The following is a 21141-nucleotide window of genomic DNA, read 5'->3' as shown; positions in this document are numbered from 1 at the left end:
GATCGGGGCGTAGCGCAGCCTGGTAGCGCATCTGCCTGGGGGGCAGAGGGTCGTCGGTTCGAATCCGGCCGTCCCGACCAATTACTGGCTTTAGATCAAGGGCTTACGGCAATCGTCGTGGGCCCTTTTTCGTTGTGTCCACTAAGTGTCCACTATCTGCACACTATCGCGGCAGCGCGATGCCGGTGGAAACGGCCTGCCATGGTGTTTCGTGGCCGCCAAGGTAGTGCTCGGTCATCGCCACGTTGCTGTGGCCCATGAGCGCCTGGATCTGCTCGTTGGTCCAGCCGGACTCCTTCAGCAGCGCGCCGCCCAAGCTCCGGATCTCGTGGAACGTGGGCGGGTTGTCGGTGTTGATGCCGGCCGCGTCCCTGGCCGCAGCAAAAGCCCGGGACAGCTGCTCAGGCAGCACTTGCGTGTGATGCTCCCGGTCCTTGGCCCGCATGTTGCTGGGCCGTGCCTTCTCCGGCAGCCGGTGGATCAGATAGGGCGACGCGATAGAGTCCCGGCAGTGGGCCAGCAGGTCACCAAACGGGCCAATGGCGGCGATCTTCAGGCGGACGTTGGTGGAGCCCTCGGTCTTGGACGGAACCACCCACAGCGCGCCGTCGCGCACATCGGAGAACTTGGCCGAAACGATATCCTCACGGCGCAGTAGCGTCAGCAAGGAAAGGTCCATGGCGTTGCGCACCCACTGCGGTGCGGCGTCCCAGATGGCCCGGTACGCATCGATGGTCAGGCGCTCGCGCTTTCGACTGTGGGAGAACTTTCGCGTCGCCAGCGCCGGGTTGGTGTCGATCCAGCCTTCCTCGACCGCGCATGCCAGAATCCAGCCAAGCACCAGCCGGAACTGCTGCCGCGCGCGCTCCGACTCGGTTACCTCACGGATGAAGATAGCGCAGGCCTTCACGGTCACGTCCGCCACCGGCATCGGTCCCAGCTTCGCCTCGATGCGGCGGATCACGCTCTCGTAGACTTCCGCAGTCTTGGGCGCCCACTTCCGGCCGGGCACATCGTCGCGGCGGAACACCACAATGGCGTCAGCCACCGTCTCGCCGGGCGTCAGCACTCGCGCCACCAGGTCGTTTCCGGGCATCAGCATGGCGTTGAGCTTCCTTGCCGCGGCAAAGGCCTTGGTCTGGTCCTTGCCCATCGGGTGCTCTTTCCGGGTGATCGGATGGCGGTACTTGAACCCGTCCCGGTGTGCGTATAGGTTCGGCGGCCAGTTGCGGCGGCTCGGCTTGCGGACACGTCCCATCATGACCGTTACGCCGCCAGAACCTGCGCGACAAGATCGTCGCCACCAGCCAGCCAGGCATGCTCATCGACGTACCACTGCCCGACAACCTTGCGGCAGGGGATGCGGCCCTCGCGGCACCAGCGGCCCAGGAGCTGGGCATCCGGCCTGCTTCCTTCATCGAAATACTTTTCGGCCCACTGCTGGGCCAGCATCAGTTTCATGGCGCGCCTCCTTCGGCGCTGCGTTGCAGGTGGGTCATGCTGCGTCTCCGATGGGCAGGCTCTGCTGCTTTGGGGCCGCGTCGAGTTCGGCGCGCTGGGCCTGGGCATGGGTGATGCGCGCGCGGGCAATCTCGACGTACTCCGCATCGCGCTCTATGCCGACGAAGTGGAAGCCTTCGAGCATTGCGGCCTTGCCAGTCGATCCCGATCCCATGAACGGGTCCAGCACCAAGCCGCTGGGCGGCGTCACCAGCCGGCACAGGTAGCGCATCAGCTCGGTCGGCTTGACCGTGGGGTGGTGGTTGCCGTTCCGTTGGGCCCAGTCGGCGTTTTCGACGTCGCGCATCGTGGCGCCCGTGGAGACTGCGGGACCGCCGCCGTGCACAAGCCCTGCGTTCCGGTCGGCACGGCTGGCCTTGGCGCAGTAGAAGAACCGCGCGGCGCTGGTGTCGGACTCGACCCTTGCGGCGGTGCCATATCGCCGAACCGGCCGGACGATGGGCGCGCGGCCGGTTTCCTTCAAGTTGCCCTGCTGTCCCTTCGCGTCCGGGAACGCAGCCAGCACTTCATCGCTGCCGTCGTGGATCAGGTTAGCCGGCCAGCGATCGTCCTTCGTCTGCCCCTTGAACTCGATGCTTTCCTGATGGGTTTTGCCGGTCCGGTTCTGGTCCGCGCCCGGCGCCATGCGCTGCACGGTGTAGGCGTAGCCCTGCGAGTCATGGGCGTGCACTCGGCAGCCATCGATGTTCAGCGCCCCGGTACCGAAATCGCTCCAGTTCGCCTCGACGGTCCCGGTCAGCGGCTTGCGGGCCATCGTGATAGGCTCCAGCGCCGGCTTGAGCGCAGTTCCACCCCAAGGTCCGTTGTGCGACTTCGGGAAGCCCGAACCGTACACCCAAGCGATCATGTCGCGGATCTCGAAACCAGCGTCCTCGATGCGCGCGGCCATGCGGTGCTGGGTGCGGGTCCCGGCGAAGGCCAGTAGATGGCCGCCGGGTTTCAGCACGCGCAGGCATGCCGCCCAGATTTCCACGCTCGGCACGTCGTAGTCCCAGCGCTTGCCCATGAACCTCAGGCCATACGGCGGGTCGGTGACAATGCTGTCCACGCTGTTGTCGCCCATGCCGCGCAGCACGTCCAGGCAGTCGCCGAGGTGAAGCTCGAAGCGGTCACGCATCGCTCGCCTCCTGCGGGCTGGCCGGCCACGCGCCCCAACCCCATGCGGCCTTGTCGTCGGTCGGGTGCTTGTCGGTACGCGGGCGGCCCGGGCAGTTCCACGACCTGCCGCGCACGTCCCACAGCTTCGCCCATCCGGCCGCGCGCAGGCTGGCGCCGCTCTCGCTGGCGAGGATGTAGGTGATCCCCCGGCGGTAGCCCTTGGCCTCGGCCGCGCGCTTGCTGGCCGCGTAGAGCATGCTGCATGCGTTCGGGGTGCCGTCGGTGCACAGGCGTGTGACCTCGCATGTCAGGCCATCGTCCAGGGCGCGGGCGACCGGACGGCCGATGCACGCCACGCCGACGATGACGCCGGCATCGTTGTGCACCGCGTGCCGCCACAACTCGCCGACGGGCGCGCCATGATGCCGGTGGTTCTGGCGGATGTAGGCGTGCGCCTCATCGCGGGTGATCGGGCGAAGTTCAAGCATCCTTCACCCCCTGCGGGCGGGCGGCGAGCATGGCGGACCACACGTCGCGCGCGAGTCCGTATGGGTTGCTGACATGGACGGCCCCGGCGCGGTTCATTTCCTCCGTCGGCTCCACCGGCACCATCACGAACCCCTCCGGCGTGGCGCGCAGGGCGGCGGCGATTGCTTCAAGGGCTGCGCGGTGCTCGTGTCGTCCGCTACGGGTAATGGCCGCGCAGGTGAACTCGCCCAGCTTCTCGTATGAGTCAGCCAGCAACTCCCTGGCGCGCTGCTGGTCATCAATCATGGCGTCCTCCCCGTAGCTGGCGGCGTGCGTTCTTGCCGTAGGGCTTCGGATCTCGCTCGATGCGGCTGAAGCTGATCTTGTCCATTGCGGATTCGCTGATGGTTACTCGCTGGGTGTGCTGCTCGCGGGCCGATGTGCGAGCAGCAACATGGGCAAGTGCCACGCCCAACTGAGCTGCTACGAACAGCCGGTTAATGCTGGTCATCCGACACCCCCGCGCCGTGGCTGTTGGCCTGCTCTGGCCGGTTCTGTTGGCACTTCTCGCACCATGCGGGCCTGTGAACCTGGTCGATGCGGACCAGCCAGTAGCCCGACCGGTTGGTCATGTGGCGGGAAGCCTGGCCCTTCGGCTCGTATCCGCAAAGGGAGCGCATGGTGTTCTTGGGAAGAAGGTGGATTTTCGTGCCGCCCTTACCGCGCACAAAGCGCAGGCCGTCCGGTGTCTCTGTGATGTGTTCGCTCACGGCCGCACCTCCGCATCGCTGGCCTGCGCCGCCTTCAGTGCATCGCGCAGCCTTTCGCCGATAGCCTTGACGCGATCCCGGCGTTCTTTCGTGCTACAGCTAATACGCACGGCGGGGTCGGCTACCGTTCCGTTGTAAAAATCCTTTGCTGCTGAAAGAAGCTCGGTTGCCGCACTGCCGCCCTTGGGGCTAGCGGCGATCAGGGCATCGCGTGCCATGTCGGACCAGTGCTTCCACGTCTCGCGTGTGCCGTCCGGACCGTAGTGCGGGCCTTGAGTAGCGATCTGCTCCAGTGCCGCACGGTAGTGGGACTCGGTGGCGTCGCCCTTGGGGCTGGCGTCGATCAGTCGCGTTACGAACTGCTCCAACTCTTCCGGCGTGAACTGATAACCGCCTTCGTCATCCCCTCCGATCTCGAATGCCAGCTGATGCGCTTCGGCAAGGTCGATCCCCGGCGCTGCGGGGGTGCGCAAGGCTGCTGCGTGCAGCTCGCCGATGATTCGGCCGGCGTCCTCATGATCCTTCGCGCCCAGCATGTGGAGCAGATGCTGGTGCAGGTCGTTGGCCGGCGCTGCGGTGACGGGGGCGGCACCCAGCACGGCCGCGACGATGGCGTCGATGCTGTTGGAGTCGAACGGGTCGAGCGTGACCTGGCCGCTCTCCGCAAGGCTGCACAGCAGCTCGCTCAACCGCTGGCCCGCCTCCTGCGCTGCGGCGGGCTTGACCATTTCGAGGGACTGCTCGGAATGGTCGGAATGCTGCTCGTTGTGTTCGGTGGTCATGCTGCTTGCTCCATGGCGGCCAGGTCGATGGCGTCCACGCGGTCGCGCAGTTCACGCTTGATCCGGCGGAGGTGGCTGGCGATGTAGAGGGGGCTGTCGGACGACAGGAAGGTCCGGGCCTCGAAGTGCAGGCGGCCGGTGTGGTCGCGCCGGAACAGGCGGTAGGTCACCGCGGATCCGTCGTCAGTTGGGAAGCGGCCCCAGCTGAGGCCTTCGTTGCGCTTAGGGGCGCGGCGGGTGAAGTGGCGACTCATGCTGCCTTCCTCCATTTGCTGGCTAGGGAGTCCCACGTCAGCGGGTGCGGGCGCTTCTTGATCCGCTGGTATGCGGCGTCTGGGGAGATCCCCAGCCGGCGCGCAATCTGGGCGGTCGTGCAGAGCTTGCCCTCCACGACATGCGCGTACAGCGCCGCCCGGGCGGCGCCGCCGCGGCGCGATCCGGCGCGGCTCTCTTCGGGGCTAAAGGTGACCGTGGCCATCAGGCGGCCTCCGTTAGAAACCGGGCACGCGCGGCGTGGTACTCACGCAGGAACCGGTCAAGGTGGCCCTGCAGCTTCTCGGTGAAGCCATCGGGCGTGACGCGCACCAGCAGCGGCTCGTAGCCGGGGCAGTAGGACAGGAAGTCCCACCAGGCGCGGCCGGTGATGATCAGGCTGCCGTGCACCTGCGGCTTGTGTTCATCGGGGATGCCGCCGGCACGGACCCATTTCACGTGGGTCGGACCGTCCGGGCACTTGATCTCCAGGCCGCCGTCGGTACAGATCAGGCTGTCCGGGCTGCAGCCGAGCGTGCCGGCGTCGTTGAGGATGAAGCCGACCTGCTGCGGCACGACGTCCTGTTCAAAGGCGTAGTACTCGCGGGCGTCCGGCTCCAGTTCCTTGCCGCGCAATGTGTGCCGGTTGCCGCCGAACGATTCGGCAGCCTCCGGGCGCATCAGCTCGTCGATCAGCTGGTTGATGTACGTGTCGGCCGCCGTGGCGTACTCGCCGCGCTTCGGGGTGATGATGCTGCCGAACTCGCTGGCGGTGGGAACGCCCAGGCGGGCGACGTACCACTCGGGTGAACCCTGCTCAACGTCGATGATGCGCATGGGTCAGTCCTTCGGCCTGGTGGCGTTGAATGCACGGTTGAAGGCAGCGCGAACGCTTGGCGGAAGGTTCGAGGCATTGCCGCCGTAGTCGGCCAAGACCTCTGCCTTCTTCGCTTTGTAGACGTCGTGCGCCTTTACCCCATCAGCGACCTCTACCCACTTCCTTGCCTTCTCGCGCTCGGCGCGCTTCTCCTCCGTTTCGGCGGTGGCGAAGGCATCGTCATCCTCGCCGTGGCTGGTGAGGTTGAGCAGGGCGCCGGCTGCATAGCGCTTGCCGTAGCTGACGCTGGAGGCAACCGCCTGCACTGCGTTCTTGTTGCCGCTGGGGTCGGCCGGCAGCTTGATCGTGGTTTCTTCCCGGTGGCCGCTCTTGTGGGACAGCACGCCGGTGACCGCGATCCCATCGGCAAAGTCGGTTCGGAAAGACAACGCAAAGCCGAATCGCTTCAGGATCGGCTTGATCGCCGTGTTGATGTCCTCCCACAGGGCGTATGTGTAGCGCCCTGCGGCTTTGCCGCGCTCGCCAATGCTGGGCAGCGCGTCCTGCATCTCGGCCAGGTCTGCCGCGAAGTCGGCGGCGGCCTGACGCTCCTGGATGCGCTCGTGCATCTGCATCAGGCGCTCCATCTTCTCGATGTCGCAGTTCGGGTCGGCCGCTGCGCGCGAGATGACGGAAAGGATGGTCGCGCCCTCGTTCCGGGGCTGCGGGTAGTTGTCGGGTGCGGCTGCGACTACAGCGTTCATCGATAGCTCCTGCCGGCGGTGCCGGCGCGGTGGGTATGAGGTGCCGGCACAATCACCTGCCGGCTGGTGCCGGAGGATTGCCGCCTCCGATCAGCACCTTCAGTCCAAGGCCGGCGTTGCTCGCTCTCGCGGGGTATCAGGTGCCGGCATTGCCCGGCCGGCGCGGGTGCGGAACTGGAGGGGAGGCCAGTTGCCGCGTTGCGCCCTGCGCTGGGGAGTGCGCAGGGCAGGGGGATCAGGTCGTCAGGCAGTCGATCAAGCTTTCGATGCGGCGCTGTGCGGAGCGGATCTGATCGGTCCTGCTATCGATTGCGGAGCAAAGCGGAGATGACGTTGCAGCCGCATCCCCGTAGCCTTCGGTTCCAGTGGGCGGGCTTGGGCGCAGTACGATTGCGAGGCGGCGCTCGAGAATGGAAATGCCCTCATGCAGCTGATCGATCCCCCTTTGCTGGTTGCTGAGCTGCACCTCTACTTCACTGGAGGGCTTGCACTCGCTTGAAGCGCCAATAATTTGTCCGTTCATTGCGTTACCTCTGCTGGTTGGAATGGGTGGAGAGGGCCGGCGCTGATCTCCGGCTTGTCCAAAGTGCTTGCTTGTTCCTTACCGATCCGCGCTGGGTATCGGCAGTGGCGCGCCTCGAAATGTGCTGGCCGCGCAAGTTGGACGGACCGTAGCTGCGCATCAGCCTGCGCATTCCTCTCCGTGGTCGGTCAGGCGGCGTTGGCCAGATCGGGCTGCTGGGCAGCAGCCTTCGGCGGGGTCAGGGTCAGCAGCACGTCTTCGCGGATCAGTGCCTCGGACAACTCGGCCAGCTCGTCGGGCGTGACGTTGGCCGACGCGGTGAACAACAGGCCGACGCTGCCGCCTTCCTTGGGCTCGATCACGAAGCGCTTCAGCTTGACGTCGACCAGGACGATGGGCTCCACGCCTTCCAGCAGGCCGTCGATCTGCAGCTCGTAGCCGAGGAACTCGTGAGCCAGCTTCAGCGGCTCCAGGCTGGGGAACTTCACAGCCGACAACGGCGTGTCGCCGATCGGCAGATCCTGCTGCTCGCCTTTGCCGGGCTTGCGGAAAAGGGCTTCCTTCAGCCCCTTCTCGATGCTGTCCAGCAGCACGTTGCCCGCGTTGGTGGTGAACTTGATGTCGGCGGCCAACTCGCGTTCCTTACCATGGCGCTCGACGCGCTGGTTGACGTTGGCGATGGCCGAGTCGTGCTTTTCCAGTTGGAACATGGGTATTGCCTCGGGGAAGGCCGGTCGCGCCGGCGGGGATCAGCGGGTGTCGCGCTTGCGCTGGGCGGGGAAGCTGCGCAGGCGGACGAAGTCGGTGCGGCGGCGGGTGAGCCGGCGATGCTCGCGGCGGTAGGCGCGGACGATCAGCACCAGCAGCCAGAGGCACAGAAGGGCCAGCGGCAGCACGAAGGAGTCGGCGCGCACGATCACCGCGCGGCGCAGCATGTCGGCGAAGAACACCAGCGCCGCGGTGTACAGGGCGAGGCGGATCACGGCTGCGCCTGCACTGCGCACCACAGCGCCAGCAGATACATCGCGGTCATTGCCGAGTAGCCGAGGACGGACCAGGCGAGGCGCTTCATGCGGCCTCCCGTTCAAGGTCGCGGACCTGTCGGCGCAGGTCATCGATCTCGTTGTCCTTCTGTTCGATCTGGCGCTTCAAGTCCGCAATCTCAGACTCGGCGGCAATCAGGTCCGAACAGGCATCGGTCAATGCTAGGCGCATCTTGTACGACGAGACCTCCTTCACCTTCTCGATGAACTTGTCGAACTCTCCGTCGAGAAAGTCACCGACCACGCGGCTGACCTCGGGGCAGGTTTCCTTGCAGTAGTCGAAACTGCGCCTGTCTGCGTGCCTGCTCATGCCAGCGCTCCCAGCATCAGCGCGAACCCAGCGCCAGCGAGGAACGCCAGCACAGCAATCACGATCATGTCGCGCGCGGTCTGCTTCGCCGCTGCGTGGACGGCCTGCTCGATGCTCATGCCGGCTCTCCCGTGGCGAACACAATCCGACGAATTCCGCCTGAACTGCGGGTAGTCCGCCAAATCTTCAGTGAGGTCGTCATCTCGCCCAAGCCGGGGCGAGTCCAGGTGACTGACGTATCGGTCACAGCAAGAACCGTCATTGGCTTGGGCAAATCCCCGCCGAACGGCGGAATCACTTGAAGGACATCACCCGGCATGGGTTGCTGCTGCGGATCACGATCAGCCGGCGTGTGCTTGTGCGCGCTCATGCCGCAGCCCTCCGCAGCATCTGAGCCATGGCCTCGGCGCCGGTCAGACCGTCGTCCTCGATCAAATCCTCGATGGACCCCATGACGTACTCGTTCCGGGCCTTCCGGCACAGCGCAGCGAACGCGAGGTCGTCGCCGGCATCCAGCAGCCGGGCCGCCTTGGCGAACCACGGGGCGCGCTGATCGCCGAAGGTTTCCTCCAGCATCACCGGCAGCGCCTGGAGCGCAGCCAGCGCCACGTCGTCCAGTTCCTCGCGCTCCGGCGGCCCCTGGTCGTCATAGGCCCGCTGGGCGGACCGGCTCATCGTGTGGTGCTGGAGTTCCATGTCTGACCCCGTTCGGCCCGGGTGGGCCGGTTCGAGGTAAGATTAGGCATTCCTACCATTTGATGCAATAGGCATCCCTAACTTTCCCGACGAACGGTAGTTATCCACATGCCCAGCGTGATGCTGGGCATGGAGGTGCTGTCATAGGGGTCAATACGCCGCTAAGGCGTCCGGCAAGCTGCAGCCTGTTTCGGCGGCGTCCACGTAGCGGTTCATCCGATCCAGCAGGTCGTCAAGCTGTGGCATCGTGAGATCGGACAGATACGACTTCCCTTTCAAATCAAGGAAGTGGGTAATCGCGGAGTGCCATCCGTACATGTCCGCGATTCTCAGAATGGCCCGAGCCCTCTTTGCCCTGGGCGACACATCGACTGGCGGGAACGCTAGGTCGGGAGGTTCCGCAGGAGGGAGTGGGCTGTCGGCAAGCATCACCGCCAGTTCTTCCCGCAGCAATTCCAATGGGTCCATTCAATCCTCCGCAAGAGATTCGAGAACAGCTGCCAAGGCCTGCTGCACAGCGGGAGCTGTTTCAGCAGACAGTTGGTGCTGGCCCTCGTAGACGCGCTTGATCATGCGCGCCTTGATCTCTCGCGGGACACGTTTCCTACTGTCCGCGATAGCGCCTTCTACTACTGCCAGCACAATCGCGAGTTTGTCTGAGTCCAATCGCTCAACCTGAGATTGAGCCGGGGGAGGAGGGGCGCCGGTCATGATGAACTCGGCCGTCGTCCCAAGATGCTTTGCGGTAGCGACCAAATTGTCGCCAGAGATCATCTTTGTCGCTTTGCCGCCGCCGAACCAGCCGCTGACGGACCCTGGCTTGATCTTGCAAGCACGCGCGATATCCGCGGCGGTGGTGCGCCGCACCGCCATGATCTCGGTGATTCGTTGTGCCCAGTCTTCCATTAGGCAAGCCTATTCCGATGAGCGGTAGGTATGCCTATTGCGTATCTGGTAGGAAAGCCTAACAATGGCCCCCTATGAACGCCAACCAGATCATCGATGCTCTCGGCGGCACCTTCGCGGTGGCGCGCCTCTGCAACGTAAAGCCGCCTTCGGTCAGCGAGTGGCGGCGGAACAACGAGATCCCTGACGCGCGGCTCCAGTTCTTGAAGCTGGCCCGCCCCGACGTCTTCGGCCCGGCCCCTGAAGCCAAGCCGCAGGGGGAGGTGTCCGATGCAGCCTGACGAAAGCAAAACCGTCCGCCTTGGATGGATTGCCCTTGATGTAGTCGTGGGCGCGGACGGAGCTCCAACTTCTGCCGATGTGACGCTGCACGGAGAGAAGGGATCAACCGTTCGCGGAGCCTTGGTCTTTGCCCAAGTTGCAGAAGCTGCACAGCGAGAGCTACAGCAGGCTGTATTTGGGCAGGAGGCGGGGAGCGAAGGTCCTTCGGCCGCCACGGAGCACGCCGCCACCTGTGCGAATGACGGCCCCGCAGCAGTCTGCGGGTGCCGTACCGCGACCAGCGTCAGCGACCTCGGAGGCCAGCAATGACCTCCTGCACGATGTCGTGCTTCAGCGCGACGGGGTCGATTTCGACGCCCAGAGACATGCCGCAACCCGCGTTGGGGCAGTTGTACGAGACCGCATTGAAAGTCTTGGTGCTTCCCGGCGCCTTTGCCTTTACGGGGCCAATCACAGCAGTGCTGAACGGCTTTTTGCAGTGCGGGCAATTGCTCATGGATTCCCCCTCGTTGGTGGGTAGTGGTGTGGAAATCGCATCCTACCGCGAGGGGGGATCCTCCTTTGCGCCCGAGAAGGGCGAGGCCGCGGCCTGACATGGCCACCTCAGCGCCCCGGGAACGGCACGACCACGCCAGGCCGGGAGGGGCGCTGCCGTTCGCGCTTCGGGATGAAGCGCACGGACACCCGATCACCGCGGCGGCTGATGGCGTAGAGCCGGCCGCACATGCGCTGCAGCACTACGACGTTCTGCTGGCACTTCTCCACTGAATCCACGCGGCTCGGTCCTTCGGGGCTGGGCCTTTATTTCGCCCCGAGGCGGAGTTAAACGCTATGAAACTTCATGAAACCTCCTGCAACCAAAGGCCTTTGCCGCTCGCGTTCGGGATGCACAAGGCACCGGCCGATGCCCCGGCCAAGGTCGTTCGGCAGATTGAAAGCGAGGCCCAGGCGCTGGCGGTATCCATCGCTGCCGGTGGGCACAAGCTGGACTACGTGGCCGCCTGCATTGGCCGTAGCCGCAGCTACGTGTCCCGGATGCAGACCGGCTCCGCGCCGATCCCGCACCGCCTGATCGGCCCACTGTGCGCCGCCACTGGCACCAACCTCCTGCGCCAGTACATGGACCTGCAGCGCGCCCTGGACGGCGTCAGCGACGTGCAGCGCCTGGCCGCACTGATGAGGACGGCCGCATGAAGTACATGACCGATCCGCTGGAAAGGGCCATCTGGCTGGTCCAGCAGCGCTGGCACATCGCCGGCTGCCTGCAGCTGCTGCGGGGTGCATGATGAGCACCGATGCGCGTCTAAGCGTCGGCCTGCCGGGCCACCCTAAGACGAAGAAGCTGATCCGCCGTCTGGACGCTTCTGCTGGCTGGTCGCTGGTGTGCCTGATCCTGTGGGCCCGCGCGAACCGGCCCGATGGCGACCTGGCAGGCATGTCGGCCGAGGACATCGAGCTGGCCGCTGATTGGACCGGCGAGAACGATGCTTTCGTCCGTGAGCTGGCGTCTGTCGGCTTCCTGGATGGCGAGGAAGGGGCCTACAAGTTGCACGACTGGGCTGATCACCAACCGTGGTCGGCAGGGTCGGATCTGCGTTCACTGAAGGCGAAATGGAACGCGGTGAAGCGTCACCACGGTGAATCTGAGGCTGACCGCCAAGTTCCAGAATATGCACGGATTCGTGCTGCGAACTCGGAATCGGATGCTACTAGCAAGAAATCCGATGCTGCTAGCAATGCAGATAGCACGGACACAGCAATGCGCCCAGCAGCTTCTAGCAATGCTCCGTCTCCGTCTCCGTCTCCGTCTCCGTCTCCGTCTCCAAAAGCAGAAAAGCCCCCCCATACCCCCCCGGCTGCCGCCGAGGTGGCGAAGCCTGGGCGGAAGAAGCGGGAGAAGGTCACCTTCGCGGGCTTCATCGACGCCTGCCAGGCAGCGGGTGAATCCGCGATCCCGAAGACCGACCCGATCTTCACGTTCGCCAAAGACACGGGTATCCCGAAGGACTACCTGCACCTGGCCTGGCGCGAGTTCGCCGGCCGGCACAAGGACAGCGGCCGGATGCAGAAGGACTGGCGGGCCCACTTCCGGGACGCCGTGCGCCGGAACTGGTTCAAGCTCTGGTGGTTCCCGGATGCCGGTTCCTGCGAGCTGACGACGGCGGGCGTGCAGTTGGCCCGTGAGCGTGATGCAGAGCTCGCGCGCGAGCAGGAGCAGGCCGCATGAACGCCCTGCCTTCCTACCTCGAAGACGGAGCGGGTCTGCGCGTGCCGCCGCATTCGGTCGAGGCCGAGCAGGCGGTGCTGGGCGGCCTGATGCTGGTGCCCGAATCCTTGCGCGAGGTGCGCGACCTGCTGAAGCCGTCCGACTTCTACCGCGGCGACCATCGGCTGATCTTCGAGTCCATCTGCGACCTGGCCGACCGCGAGAAGCCGTTCGACACCGTGCTGCTGATGAACTGGTTCGAGAACGCTGGGAAGCTGGAATTGGTCGGCGACGGCGCCTACCTGATCGAGCTGGCCAACACCACGCCGTCGGCGGCGAACATCCGGGCCTATGCCGAAGTCGTGCGGAACAAGGCGCTGCTGCGGGGCGTGATCGAGGCCGGTACGGAAGTGGTCGACGGAGCCTACGATGCGCACGACGCCGACGCTGATGCGGTGGTTTCTGGCGCGGCTGCGAAGTTCGCCAACCTGACCGTGCAGTCCAGCGGCACCGGCGGGCTGATGCTGCTGCGCGGCGACATGCAGGGCATGTGGGAGGAAATGGAGGCCCGCTACAACGGCACCGCCGAGCTGGGCCTGGTGCCGCCGTGGAAGAACGTGGCGCAGAAGCTCCCGGGCCTGGAGGCCACGGACCTGATGGTCCTCGCCGCGCGGCCGTCGATGGGCAAGACCGCGAACATGCTGGAGTGGTGCTACACCGCGGCGGAGCAGGGCAAGGCAGTGGCGGTCTTCAGTCTGGAGATGAGCCGCCGGCAGCTGCTGGCCAGGCTGATGAGCATGCACTCCGGGGTGCCGCTGTCCCGCATGCGGGTCAAGGGCGAACTGACCAGCGACGACTGGCACAAGCTGGCGGTGGCACGGAACCACCTGCAGGGCTTGCCGCTGGCCATTGACGACTGCGGATCGCTGCCGGTGGACGCGCTCGTGGCGCGCGCCTCGCGCATGCACGCCAAGGTCAAGGGTGGCCTGGGCCTGATCGCACTGGACTACCTGCAGCTGGTGTCGGGTCCGGCCAAGGCCGGCAACCGGACGGAAGAGGTGTCATACATCTCGCGGGCCCTGAAACAGCTTGCCAAGAATCTGCAGTGCCCGGTGATCGCGCTGTCGCAGCTCAACCGCAGCGTAGAGACGCGCACCGACAAACGCCCGGTGATGGCCGACCTGCGCGAATCGGGCGCCATCGAGCAGGACGCGGACGTGATCGCGATGCTGTTCCGAGACGACTACTACACCAAGGACGCCTGTGGGGCGCCGGGCGTGTCGGAGTTCATCCTGGTCAAGAACCGCCAGGGCGAGACGGGCACCGCCTACCTGCGCCACCAGCTCGAATGCAGCCGGTTCGAGAACTACTTCGGCGACCGGCCGGACTACACACCCCGCGCGGTGTCCCGCGGCAGGGATGACGACGATGACGGCTTCGACGTGCCGCGCGACCGGCGCCGGAGCGGCAAGGACCTGGCTTCGGGAGCTGACGCATGACCACCTTCATCCTCCGGGCCGAGAACGCCCGGGACCGCATGGCTGCTGCGTGGCGCTTCGCCTGCCAGTTCCTCGAACTTGGAAAGGCCGTCCGCATCGAGGTCAAGGAATGCAAGTCGACCCGCAGCCTGGAGCAGAACGCGATGCTCCATGCCATCTGCGAGGACATCGCCCAGCAGCGGCAGTGGGCCGGCCGCTGGATCGACAAGGAAGGCTGGAAGCGCCTGCTGGTCGATGCCTGGGCGCGCACCGAGAGCCGGCAGCAGGGCGACATCGTGCCGTCGCTGGACGGCGTCAGCGTGGTGAACTTGGCCGTGCAGACCCGGACGATGTCCGTGGGCGACATGGCGGACCTGATCACCTTCGCGCAGGCCTGGGCCGTGGAGAACGGCGTGCGGCTCAACGAGCCGCGGTATCGGGACTACGGCGAGCAGCCGCGGAGGGTGGCATGAACGTCCAAGCATTGACCGACCAAGAGCTACTGACCTGGCTCGACACTGCGGCTGCTGACTTGGCCGATGCAGTCGCCACGGTACCGAACTCTGAGTGGCATGAGGCTTGTCTTGCGGCAGCGGTGGTGTTCTCTCAGGAGGCCAATCGGCGTGGTATCCGCAGGAGCACCCACTGATGCGCCGCGGCCGCTCCACCAGCACGCCAACACGCGCCCAGCAGCAGCGTATGGACGCGATCCGCGAGATCGGGTGCGTTGCCGTTCCCGAAGTGGCCCACACGTACGTCACGGTCGCCGGTGACGTGTACTCCGATCACCCGGGAAATCGGTGGAGGGGACGGCTTCATCGGCTCAAACCGTCTGACAACGGGCGCGGCTACCTCCGTGTGCGGTGCGGCGGCCGATCTGTTTGTGTCCACCTTCTCGTGGCTGCCGCTTTCCTGGGCCCAAAGCCGGCTGGGACTGAGGTGAACCACAAGGATGGAATCAAGACGAACAACAGGCGGGACAACCTGGAGTACGTGACCCGCTCGGAAAACATGAAGCATTGCCATCGGATGGGCATGGCCAAGAACCCCAGTGGCGCGGACCACCACATGTCGAAGCTGACGGCGGAGCGCGTTGCAGAGCTTCGGCAAGAGTACGCGGCGCTTAGGGTCTCAGGGCGGCTCCCTGACGGGGCGATGAAGCGCCTCCAGGCGAAGTACGGAATGAGCGATACGGGAATTACCTGCATTGCACGGCGTAAGACGTGGAGGGATCAACCATGAAGCGCGGGATGAGTACCGGCACCCCAACGGCCAGTCAGGCGCGTCGGTTCGTGGCGATCCAGGAGATTGGCTGCATAGCCTGCAGCGCACTTGGCCATGGCCATATGCCGTGCCACATCCATCATCTGCTGGTCGGGGGAAAGCATGGCCAGAAGCGCCGTGGGCACGACTTCACCATCGGCCTTTGCCCGTGGCACCACGTCGGCGAACCGATGGCCGGCCTCAGCCCTGCTGCCTGTGCCGATCGCTATGGCCCTTCCTACGCCAAGCAGCCCCGTCGGTTCCGGCAGGAGATCGGCAGCGACGACTACCTGCTGGACCTGCAGAACACCCTGATCGAGAAGCACACGAAGGAGAGCCGTCCATGGGCAGCATGAACGAGAACGAGATCAAGCCGGTGGCGTGGGTGGTAAGCGGTTGCTCGCGCCCATGGTGGGGCGATACCGGGAAGACGGATGCGGATTGGGAGGCAAAGGGAATTGGAGGGGCGGCGAAGGCATGCCCCCTCTACGACCAATCCGCCATCGACCGCCTGACGGCAGAGCGCGACGGCTACCTCAAGCAGCACAGCAGGGACAGTGCAGAGCTACGCCGGATCTGCGCACAGCGCGACTCACTGCGGGATGAGGCCTTGCGGTACCGAGAGGTGATCGAGTACGCGCTGGCTCAGCACAGCGGCCGGCACACCGATGGCCGCAACCATTGGGCGGCCAAAGCCATGAACGAGCTTGCTGCCATCGACGCTACGCATGCGAAGGAACTCAGGGGATGACCGCGCTCCGCCTGACCTTCGGCATCGACCCGGGCCTGACCGGCGCCATCGTGACCCTGTTGGACGGTGTGGCTGGCCCGTTGATCGATATGCCGACCCGCCGTGTGGACGGTTGGGGTGAGATCGACGCTCGGGCCTTGGCCATCTTCATCCGCGAGCAGCGGGCCGCGCACCCCGGCGCCTACGTGTCGGCCTGCATCGAGAAGGTGGGGGCCATGCCGGGCGACGGCGGAACCAGCGCGTTCCGGTTTGGCGAGACCAGCGGGGGTATCCGCTCCACCCTGGACGTGCTGGGCGTGCCCTACACCAGGGCCATCCCGGCAGTGTGGAAGCGGCAGTTCGCCCTGATCGGCAAGGACAAAGATGCCGCGCGGCAGTTGGCAATCCAACGGTTCCCCGAGGCCGCGCACATGCTGACTCGGAAGAAGGACAACGGCCGGGCCGATGCACTGCTGATCGCCCTGTACGGGGAACAGCGCTTGGCCAGCGGGGTGGCTGCGTGACCGACGCAACGGCCCGCATGTGGAAACGCTACCGCGCCCGGGTCCGCCGCCTAGGCCGGTGCTCCGTGTGCCAGTTGCGCGAGCTGACCGACGGGACTTTCCATTGCCGGCGCCAGCCAGACCGGCAGGGCGCGTGCGATGCCGACGGGCACCTGCCGGCATTCCGCTTGGACACCGATGTGCTGGACGAGCTGCGAGATGGGTAGGGCAGGAGGAGGCGATGGCCACTTCGAACCACGACACCAACCGAGACCCCACGCCGCGTAGGCAGGTGGAGCGCCGCATCAAGCCGGCATTCTGCCTGGACGACTGTGCCACGGTGCAGGAGTTGGCCCAGCGGCTCCAGAAGCGCATCCGCCAGACGCTCTATGCCCGAGGGGCGGGCACGGTGGTGGCGATCAACAGCCAGGCCGAGGTCTACCTGTTGATGGCGGGGGAGGCCAGGACCGATCGCTTCTACACGGAGCAGTACGACTGGGTGATGGGCACTTACGCGGAGCTGCCGATGGGCGGGGGCAACGCGGCCGTCCCGGACCTGCACGCCCTAGAAGAGGACATCCGCTTCCACCTGCCTGCGTGGGCACTGGACGATGAGCCCGCCCAGTTGGACGACGGATCCGAGCGACCCGTGCAACTCCAGCTCCCGTTCCCTCCGTTGCATGAGATGGCAGCTGCCGCGTAATGGCGGCATGAGCGACCGCCAGACGCCCAACACCATCGAACCACATCACGGAGCGCCGGCCGGGGCGCCATGGGTACCGGCACGACCAGCGGGCAGGTGTCGACAACAGCCCGCAGCCGACACGGAAGGGGCCGCGTGCGGCCGGCCGGGGGCCATGACCCGCGGTGACGCCATGACTTCCGGGAATCGGCGATTCACCGCATCGGGAGGCTGAGCCCATGACGGGACTCACCCCCAAGCAGGAGGCGTTCTGCCAGCGGTACCTGGAGAGCGGAAACGCCAGCGAGGCCTACCGGCAGTGCTACAGCGCAGAGAAGGCCAAGCCCGAGACCATCAACCGCTCGGCAAAGGAGCTGCTGGACAACCCCAAGATCGCCGCAAGGGTTGATGAGCTCCGTGGGGTGGCGCTGGCCGCACATGGGGTGACCATCGCCAGCCTGGTGGCCGAGCTTGAAGAGGCCCGGCAGGTGGCCAAGAAGCGGGAGCAGGGCGCCGCAATGGTCCAAGCCACCATGGGCAAGGCAAAGCTGGCCGGCCTGGACGAGGGCGAGAAGGGCGAGGACGACCTGCCGGTGCCGGTAGCGGTGACGGTCAATGTGGTCAGCGGGCGAAAGCGTGCCGACGCTTAACCAGCCACAGGCAGAGTTCCTCCAGCTGCCGCACAAGTTCCGGGCGTTCGTAGGGGGCTTCGGCTCGGGCAAGACCTGGGTAGGGTGCGGGTCACTGTGCCGCCATGCCTGGGAGTTCCCCCGGATCCCCACGGGGTACTTCGCGCCCAGCTACCCGCAGATTCGCGACATCTTCTACCCGACGATCGAAGAGGTGGCCTTCGACTGGGGGCTGCGAGCGCAGATCAACCAGTCGAACAAGGAGGTCCACCTGTACGCCGGCCGGCAGTACCGCGGCACGGCCATCTGTCGGTCTATGGACAACCCGGCCAGCATCGTGGGCTTCAAGATCGGACGCGGCCTGGTGGACGAGATCGACACGCTGAAGAAGCGGAAGGCACATGACGCCTGGCGCAAGATCATCGCCCGCCTGCGCGTGAAGGCTGCCGGCCTCCAGAACGGCATCGACGTGACGACGACGCCCGAGGGCTTCAACTTCGTCTACGAGCAGTTCGAGCAGATCCCGGGGCAGGACCCGAAGAAGGCCGGGCTGTACGGCAAGGTGCATGCCAGTACCTACGACAACGAGATCAACCTGCCGGACGACTACATCGAGTCCCTGTTCGAGACGTACCCGGCGCAGCTGGTGAATGCCTACATCAACGGCCTGTTCGTCAACCTGACCAGCGGCTCGGTGTACGCGGCCTACGACCGCAAGCTCAACGGCACCCTGGCCACGATCAGCGACGACGACCGGCTCCACGTGGGCATGGACTTCAACGTCATGAACATGACGGCCATCGTCTGCGTGATCCGCGCCGGTCAGCCGTTGGCCCTGGAAGAGTTCACCGGCGTCAGGGACACCCCGGCCATGATCGTGGCGCTGCGCGAGCGGTTCGGCGATCGGCACATCGCGGTCTATCCCGATGCCAGCGGTGAGAGCTCGCACACCAACAACGCCAGCGTGTCCGACCTGGGCCTGTTGCGGGCGGCCGGGTTCGTCGTCCGGGTGCCGCCGGCCAATCCTCGTATCCGTGCCCGCGTGGTCAGCGTCAACGCGATGCTCTGCAACGCCAAGGGCGCCCGGCGCCTGCGTGTGAACCCCGTTGGCTGCCCGAAGCTGACCGAAGCGCTGGAGAAGCAGGCCTACGACGCCAACGGCATGCCGGACAAGACAACCGGCTTCGATCACCCGCCGGACGCGCTGGGCTACTTCATCCACAGTCGCTTCCCGGCCATCGCCAGCGCAAGGACGCCGTCCTCCGTTGAACGGGGTCGGGTCATCACGCCTTATAGCCGCCAATGGCTCGAGCACAACGGCGAGGCAGCCGACGCGATGGAACGGAAGAGGAAGATGCTATGACCGGTCCAGGCGACCAGCTGGCCCAGGCGATCGAAGCGGACGAGATGGAGCAGGCGGAAGCCGAGCGCCGGGCTGCTGCAACGCTGGAGGAAGAGGGCGCGGTCAAGGCCTGGCTGAAGCGGATCGAGGAAGCCCGCGAGTTCGACAAGGATGCCCGGGAGGGCTACGCCAAGGACCGCACCTACTGCCAGGAGCAAGCCAACGCCGACGTGTACGACGTGCGCGTGCCGATCGCCGGCACCTACGTCGGTATCCTGACCACATTCTTGTACGCCCGCGACCCTGAGGTCAGCGTGGAACTGGCCGAGGCCGTCTCTCCGCGTATCAAGCAGGAGGCCAAGGCCTTCGCCACCACGCTGGAGATCGTCGTTGGCCGGCTCTGGAAGAAGGGCAGGCTGAAGGCGGCGGCCGACCCGCTGGTTCGCTCTGGCCTGAGCGTGGCCATCGGCTGGCTCAAGGCCGCGTGGCACCGAGAGACGGGCAGCAACCCGGCCCTGCAGCAGGAGATTGCCGGGCTCCGCTCAAGCCTGGCCGCCGTCAGCCAGCTCCAGAGCGCACTGGCCGAAGGTATGGTGGGCGACGACTCAGCGCAGCGTGCAGAACTGGATCAGCGTCTGCAGCAGGCTGAGGACGAGGCCGAGCGCATCATCTTCAACGCGCTGTGCATCGACTTCGTCAGGGCCGAGGACATTCAAGTGGCGCCCGAGTGCGCCTGCCTGCAGCAGTACGTGGACAGCCCGTGGATTGCGCAGCGCCTGTTCATGCCGATGGACAAGGCCAAGGCGACGTATCCCGATGCTGCCGACGTGTTGGGATCGGCAACAGCCTACTTCCGCATTCCAGGCAAGGCCGCAGACGGTGCGGGCTTCGGCGGTGCAGCCCGTGGCGAGCAAGCGGACGCGTTCTCCAAGGGGCCGGCCGGTGCCACTGACACCAGCAAGGCCTGCGTCTGCGTATGGGAGGTGTGGAACAAGGAGACGGGGCACGTCATCACCCTGGCCGAAGGCTGCCCGCACTACCTGCGCCAGCCGTTCAAGCCCGAGCAGCGGACCACGCGCTTCTACCCGTTCTTCAGCTGGGCCGTGATCTGGAACGACGGCGCGCGCCACCCGCAGTCCCTGGTCGACCGCTCGCGCTCGCTGCTGGACGAGTACAACCGCACCCGCACGAACTACCGGACGCATCGCAGCCGCGCCATCCCGAAGACCGGCTTTGACCGGGGCGCGCTGGACCCACTCGACGCCAAGAAGCTCGAAGGGGCGGTGGTGAGCGAGATGGTGGGGCTGGACCTGCAAGGCCAGCGGCCGGACCAGGTCGTGTTCCCCATCAGCTACAACCAGATCGACCCGGCGCTGTACGACACGCAGGTCATCCGCGCGGAGCTGGAGATGATCTGGGGTGTGCAGGAGGCGCTGTCCTCCAGCATCCAGACCGCCAAGACGGCGACCGAGGCCGATATCCAGCAGCAGGGCACGGAATCGCGCATCGGCTACGCCCGCGACAGCCTGGACGAGGTTCTGTCGGATCTGGCGCACTACACCGCAGAGCTGGCCATCTCACCGAACGGCCTGAGCTTTGAGGACGCCGCCGGCATGGCCGGTGATGAGGCCTTCTGGGTCAACATGCCGGAGCCTGAGCTGCTGGACAGCATGGTCCAGGTGGATATCCGCGCCGGATCGTCCGGCAAGCCTGCGACAGCGCTGCGCCAGCAGCAGTGGTCCATCTTGCTGCCGCAGCTGCAGCAGGCTGCGATCCAGATCGGCCAGATGCGCGGCTCGTCACCGCTGGACATCGCCAACTGCCTCGAGCAGCTGGCAGTGGAGACCGTGAAGCGCGCCGGCGACACGAGCATCGACCCGTACAGCTTCATTCCCCAGGCGCCCGCACCGGTTGACCCTGCGCTCGATCCGATGGGTGGTGCCGCCGTTGACCCGGCGATGGTTGCCGGTGCCGCCGGCGGTGAGCCGCCCATCGACCCCGCAATGCTCGACCCGGCAGCGATGACGCCGCCGGCAATCACCCCCGTTTGACCCCACACGCCGCCAGCGAGGACAC

General features: G+C 65.8%; 36 protein-coding genes and 1 tRNA gene. 15 read left to right on the top strand and 22 right to left on the bottom strand.

The features are described 5' to 3' along the window. The first annotated feature begins 3 nt into the window (after window positions 1-3). Window positions 4-80: transfer RNA gene (locus tag QMX80_RS03310), tRNA-Pro, on the top strand. An 83-nt stretch (window positions 81-163) separates the two neighbouring features. On the opposite strand, the gene QMX80_RS03305 is transcribed toward QMX80_RS03310, so the two are convergent. The 21 genes from QMX80_RS03305 to QMX80_RS03205 all read right to left on the bottom strand — a co-directional run bounded on the left by QMX80_RS03305 (window position 164) and on the right by QMX80_RS03205 (window position 9950). Then, window positions 164-1261 (bottom strand): tyrosine-type recombinase/integrase, encoded by a 1098-nt coding sequence (locus tag QMX80_RS03305; RefSeq protein WP_282275251.1) that lies wholly within the window; start codon window positions 1259-1261, stop codon window positions 164-166. Between the two features lie 5 nt (window positions 1262-1266). Continuing rightward, window positions 1267-1461, bottom strand: a complete 195-nt coding sequence (locus QMX80_RS03300; RefSeq protein ID WP_282275250.1) for a hypothetical protein — start codon at window positions 1459-1461, stop codon at window positions 1267-1269. A 34-nt stretch (window positions 1462-1495) separates the two neighbouring features. Beyond that, the gene (locus tag QMX80_RS03295; protein ID WP_282275248.1) at window positions 1496-2638 is read right to left on the bottom strand and encodes a site-specific DNA-methyltransferase; all 1143 of its coding nucleotides are present in this window, start codon (window positions 2636-2638) and stop codon (window positions 1496-1498) included. Further along, window positions 2631-3107 carry an XF1762 family protein gene (locus QMX80_RS03290; RefSeq protein ID WP_282275246.1) on the bottom strand — a complete coding sequence of 159 codons (477 nt, stop codon included), beginning with the start codon at window positions 3105-3107 and terminating at the stop codon, window positions 2631-2633. Before QMX80_RS03290 ends, QMX80_RS03295 begins: the two co-directional genes overlap by 8 nt. Beyond that, window positions 3100-3393, bottom strand: coding sequence for a hypothetical protein (locus tag QMX80_RS03285; RefSeq protein WP_282275245.1), 294 nt, complete (start codon window positions 3391-3393; stop codon window positions 3100-3102). Before QMX80_RS03285 ends, QMX80_RS03290 begins: the two co-directional genes overlap by 8 nt. Then, a complete protein-coding gene (locus QMX80_RS03280) occupies window positions 3386-3598 on the bottom strand; it encodes a hypothetical protein (protein WP_282275244.1) in 213 nt (70 codons plus the stop codon). Before QMX80_RS03280 ends, QMX80_RS03285 begins: the two co-directional genes overlap by 8 nt. Continuing rightward, window positions 3585-3857, bottom strand: a complete 273-nt coding sequence (locus QMX80_RS03275) for a hypothetical protein (RefSeq protein ID WP_282275243.1) — start codon at window positions 3855-3857, stop codon at window positions 3585-3587. The genes QMX80_RS03280 and QMX80_RS03275 overlap by 14 nt, the downstream gene beginning before the upstream one ends. Further along, the gene (locus tag QMX80_RS03270; protein ID WP_282275242.1) at window positions 3854-4639 is read right to left on the bottom strand and encodes a hypothetical protein; all 786 of its coding nucleotides are present in this window, start codon (window positions 4637-4639) and stop codon (window positions 3854-3856) included. The genes QMX80_RS03275 and QMX80_RS03270 overlap by 4 nt, the downstream gene beginning before the upstream one ends. Continuing rightward, entirely contained in the window at window positions 4636-4893 is a 258-nt protein-coding gene (locus QMX80_RS03265) for a hypothetical protein (RefSeq protein ID WP_282275241.1), read from the bottom strand. The genes QMX80_RS03270 and QMX80_RS03265 overlap by 4 nt, the downstream gene beginning before the upstream one ends. Continuing rightward, on the bottom strand, window positions 4890-5117 hold the full coding sequence (locus QMX80_RS03260; protein ID WP_282275240.1) for a hypothetical protein: 228 nt from the start codon (window positions 5115-5117) through the stop codon (window positions 4890-4892). Before QMX80_RS03260 ends, QMX80_RS03265 begins: the two co-directional genes overlap by 4 nt. Further along, on the bottom strand, window positions 5117-5728 hold the full coding sequence (locus tag QMX80_RS03255; protein WP_282275239.1) for a lambda exonuclease family protein: 612 nt from the start codon (window positions 5726-5728) through the stop codon (window positions 5117-5119). The genes QMX80_RS03260 and QMX80_RS03255 overlap by 1 nt, the downstream gene beginning before the upstream one ends. A 3-nt stretch (window positions 5729-5731) precedes the next feature. Further along, window positions 5732-6472, bottom strand: coding sequence for an ERF family protein (locus QMX80_RS03250; protein ID WP_282275238.1), 741 nt, complete (start codon window positions 6470-6472; stop codon window positions 5732-5734). A 235-nt stretch (window positions 6473-6707) separates the two neighbouring features. Further along, window positions 6708-6995, bottom strand: coding sequence for a hypothetical protein (locus QMX80_RS03245; protein ID WP_282275237.1), 288 nt, complete (start codon window positions 6993-6995; stop codon window positions 6708-6710). A 188-nt stretch (window positions 6996-7183) separates the two neighbouring features. Then, complete coding sequence (locus QMX80_RS03240) at window positions 7184-7705, bottom strand: hypothetical protein (RefSeq protein WP_282275236.1); 522 nt, start codon at window positions 7703-7705, stop codon at window positions 7184-7186. 39 nt (window positions 7706-7744) lie between these two features. Then, window positions 7745-7978 (bottom strand): hypothetical protein, encoded by a 234-nt coding sequence (locus QMX80_RS03235; protein WP_282275233.1) that lies wholly within the window; start codon window positions 7976-7978, stop codon window positions 7745-7747. A gap of 85 nt (window positions 7979-8063) precedes the next feature. Continuing rightward, window positions 8064-8348: a hypothetical protein gene (locus tag QMX80_RS03230; RefSeq protein ID WP_282275232.1), complete on the bottom strand. Its 285-nt coding sequence runs from the start codon at window positions 8346-8348 to the stop codon at window positions 8064-8066. Then, window positions 8345-8467, bottom strand: coding sequence for a hypothetical protein (locus tag QMX80_RS03225; protein WP_282275231.1), 123 nt, complete (start codon window positions 8465-8467; stop codon window positions 8345-8347). Before QMX80_RS03225 ends, QMX80_RS03230 begins: the two co-directional genes overlap by 4 nt. Further along, window positions 8464-8718: a hypothetical protein gene (locus tag QMX80_RS03220; protein ID WP_282275230.1), complete on the bottom strand. Its 255-nt coding sequence runs from the start codon at window positions 8716-8718 to the stop codon at window positions 8464-8466. The genes QMX80_RS03225 and QMX80_RS03220 overlap by 4 nt, the downstream gene beginning before the upstream one ends. Then, complete coding sequence (locus QMX80_RS03215; protein WP_282275229.1) at window positions 8715-9044, bottom strand: hypothetical protein; 330 nt, start codon at window positions 9042-9044, stop codon at window positions 8715-8717. The genes QMX80_RS03220 and QMX80_RS03215 overlap by 4 nt, the downstream gene beginning before the upstream one ends. A 150-nt stretch (window positions 9045-9194) precedes the next feature. Then, window positions 9195-9512 carry a hypothetical protein gene (locus QMX80_RS03210; RefSeq protein WP_282275228.1) on the bottom strand — a complete coding sequence of 106 codons (318 nt, stop codon included), beginning with the start codon at window positions 9510-9512 and terminating at the stop codon, window positions 9195-9197. Continuing rightward, entirely contained in the window at window positions 9513-9950 is a 438-nt protein-coding gene (locus QMX80_RS03205) for a hypothetical protein (protein WP_282275227.1), read from the bottom strand. Window positions 9951-10024: 74 nt separating this feature from the next. Here QMX80_RS03205 and QMX80_RS03200 point away from each other — a divergent pair, with 74 nt between their 5' ends. Together QMX80_RS03200 and QMX80_RS03195 are read left to right on the top strand one after the other, a co-directional pair. Continuing rightward, window positions 10025-10231 carry a Rha family transcriptional regulator gene (locus tag QMX80_RS03200; protein WP_282275225.1) on the top strand — a complete coding sequence of 69 codons (207 nt, stop codon included), beginning with the start codon at window positions 10025-10027 and terminating at the stop codon, window positions 10229-10231. Window positions 10232-10537: 306 nt separating this feature from the next. Next, window positions 10538-10825 carry a hypothetical protein gene (locus tag QMX80_RS03195; RefSeq protein ID WP_282275224.1) on the top strand — a complete coding sequence of 96 codons (288 nt, stop codon included), beginning with the start codon at window positions 10538-10540 and terminating at the stop codon, window positions 10823-10825. 10 nt (window positions 10826-10835) lie between these two features. Here the strand turns inward: QMX80_RS03195 and QMX80_RS03190 are convergent, their stop codons facing one another. Next, window positions 10836-11006, bottom strand: a complete 171-nt coding sequence (locus tag QMX80_RS03190; protein WP_282275222.1) for a hypothetical protein — start codon at window positions 11004-11006, stop codon at window positions 10836-10838. A gap of 111 nt (window positions 11007-11117) precedes the next feature. On the opposite strand from QMX80_RS03190, the gene QMX80_RS03185 reads away from it, so the two are divergent. From QMX80_RS03185 to QMX80_RS03130, 12 genes are all read left to right on the top strand, one after another. Continuing rightward, on the top strand, window positions 11118-11426 hold the full coding sequence (locus QMX80_RS03185; protein WP_282275221.1) for a hypothetical protein: 309 nt from the start codon (window positions 11118-11120) through the stop codon (window positions 11424-11426). 88 nt (window positions 11427-11514) lie between these two features. Then, complete coding sequence (locus QMX80_RS03180) at window positions 11515-12459, top strand: hypothetical protein (protein WP_282275220.1); 945 nt, start codon at window positions 11515-11517, stop codon at window positions 12457-12459. Then, window positions 12456-13937 (top strand): replicative DNA helicase, encoded by a 1482-nt coding sequence (gene dnaB, locus QMX80_RS03175; protein ID WP_282275219.1) that lies wholly within the window; start codon window positions 12456-12458, stop codon window positions 13935-13937. The genes QMX80_RS03180 and dnaB overlap by 4 nt, the downstream gene beginning before the upstream one ends. Further along, entirely contained in the window at window positions 13934-14389 is a 456-nt protein-coding gene (locus QMX80_RS03170; RefSeq protein ID WP_282275218.1) for a recombination protein NinB, read from the top strand. Before dnaB ends, QMX80_RS03170 begins: the two co-directional genes overlap by 4 nt. 226 nt (window positions 14390-14615) lie before the next feature. Continuing rightward, window positions 14616-15158 carry an HNH endonuclease signature motif containing protein gene (locus tag QMX80_RS03165; protein ID WP_282275217.1) on the top strand — a complete coding sequence of 181 codons (543 nt, stop codon included), beginning with the start codon at window positions 14616-14618 and terminating at the stop codon, window positions 15156-15158. Window positions 15159-15166: 8 nt separating this feature from the next. Continuing rightward, window positions 15167-15535, top strand: coding sequence for a Ref family recombination enhancement nuclease (locus QMX80_RS03160; protein WP_282275216.1), 369 nt, complete (start codon window positions 15167-15169; stop codon window positions 15533-15535). Beyond that, the gene (locus QMX80_RS03155; RefSeq protein ID WP_282275215.1) at window positions 15523-15930 is read left to right on the top strand and encodes a hypothetical protein; all 408 of its coding nucleotides are present in this window, start codon (window positions 15523-15525) and stop codon (window positions 15928-15930) included. Before QMX80_RS03160 ends, QMX80_RS03155 begins: the two co-directional genes overlap by 13 nt. Next, window positions 15927-16433 (top strand): hypothetical protein, encoded by a 507-nt coding sequence (locus tag QMX80_RS03150; RefSeq protein ID WP_282275214.1) that lies wholly within the window; start codon window positions 15927-15929, stop codon window positions 16431-16433. The genes QMX80_RS03155 and QMX80_RS03150 overlap by 4 nt, the downstream gene beginning before the upstream one ends. A 220-nt stretch (window positions 16434-16653) precedes the next feature. Then, window positions 16654-17115 (top strand): hypothetical protein, encoded by a 462-nt coding sequence (locus QMX80_RS03145; protein ID WP_282275213.1) that lies wholly within the window; start codon window positions 16654-16656, stop codon window positions 17113-17115. Window positions 17116-17333: 218 nt separating this feature from the next. Then, on the top strand, window positions 17334-17744 hold the full coding sequence (locus QMX80_RS03140; RefSeq protein ID WP_282275212.1) for a terminase small subunit: 411 nt from the start codon (window positions 17334-17336) through the stop codon (window positions 17742-17744). Beyond that, window positions 17710-19086, top strand: coding sequence for a terminase family protein (locus QMX80_RS03135; protein ID WP_282275211.1), 1377 nt, complete (start codon window positions 17710-17712; stop codon window positions 19084-19086). The genes QMX80_RS03140 and QMX80_RS03135 overlap by 35 nt, the downstream gene beginning before the upstream one ends. Then, on the top strand, window positions 19083-21116 hold the full coding sequence (locus QMX80_RS03130) for a hypothetical protein (RefSeq protein WP_282275209.1): 2034 nt from the start codon (window positions 19083-19085) through the stop codon (window positions 21114-21116). Before QMX80_RS03135 ends, QMX80_RS03130 begins: the two co-directional genes overlap by 4 nt. Window positions 21117-21141: the final 25 nt, after the last annotated feature.

The sequence above is a fragment of the Stenotrophomonas sp. PS02297 genome (assembly GCF_029959705.1).
Lineage (GTDB): Bacteria > Pseudomonadota > Gammaproteobacteria > Xanthomonadales > Xanthomonadaceae > Stenotrophomonas > Stenotrophomonas nitritireducens.
The sequence above is the reverse complement of the archived record's forward strand: the minus strand, read 5'-3'. Positions and strand labels throughout refer to the sequence as shown.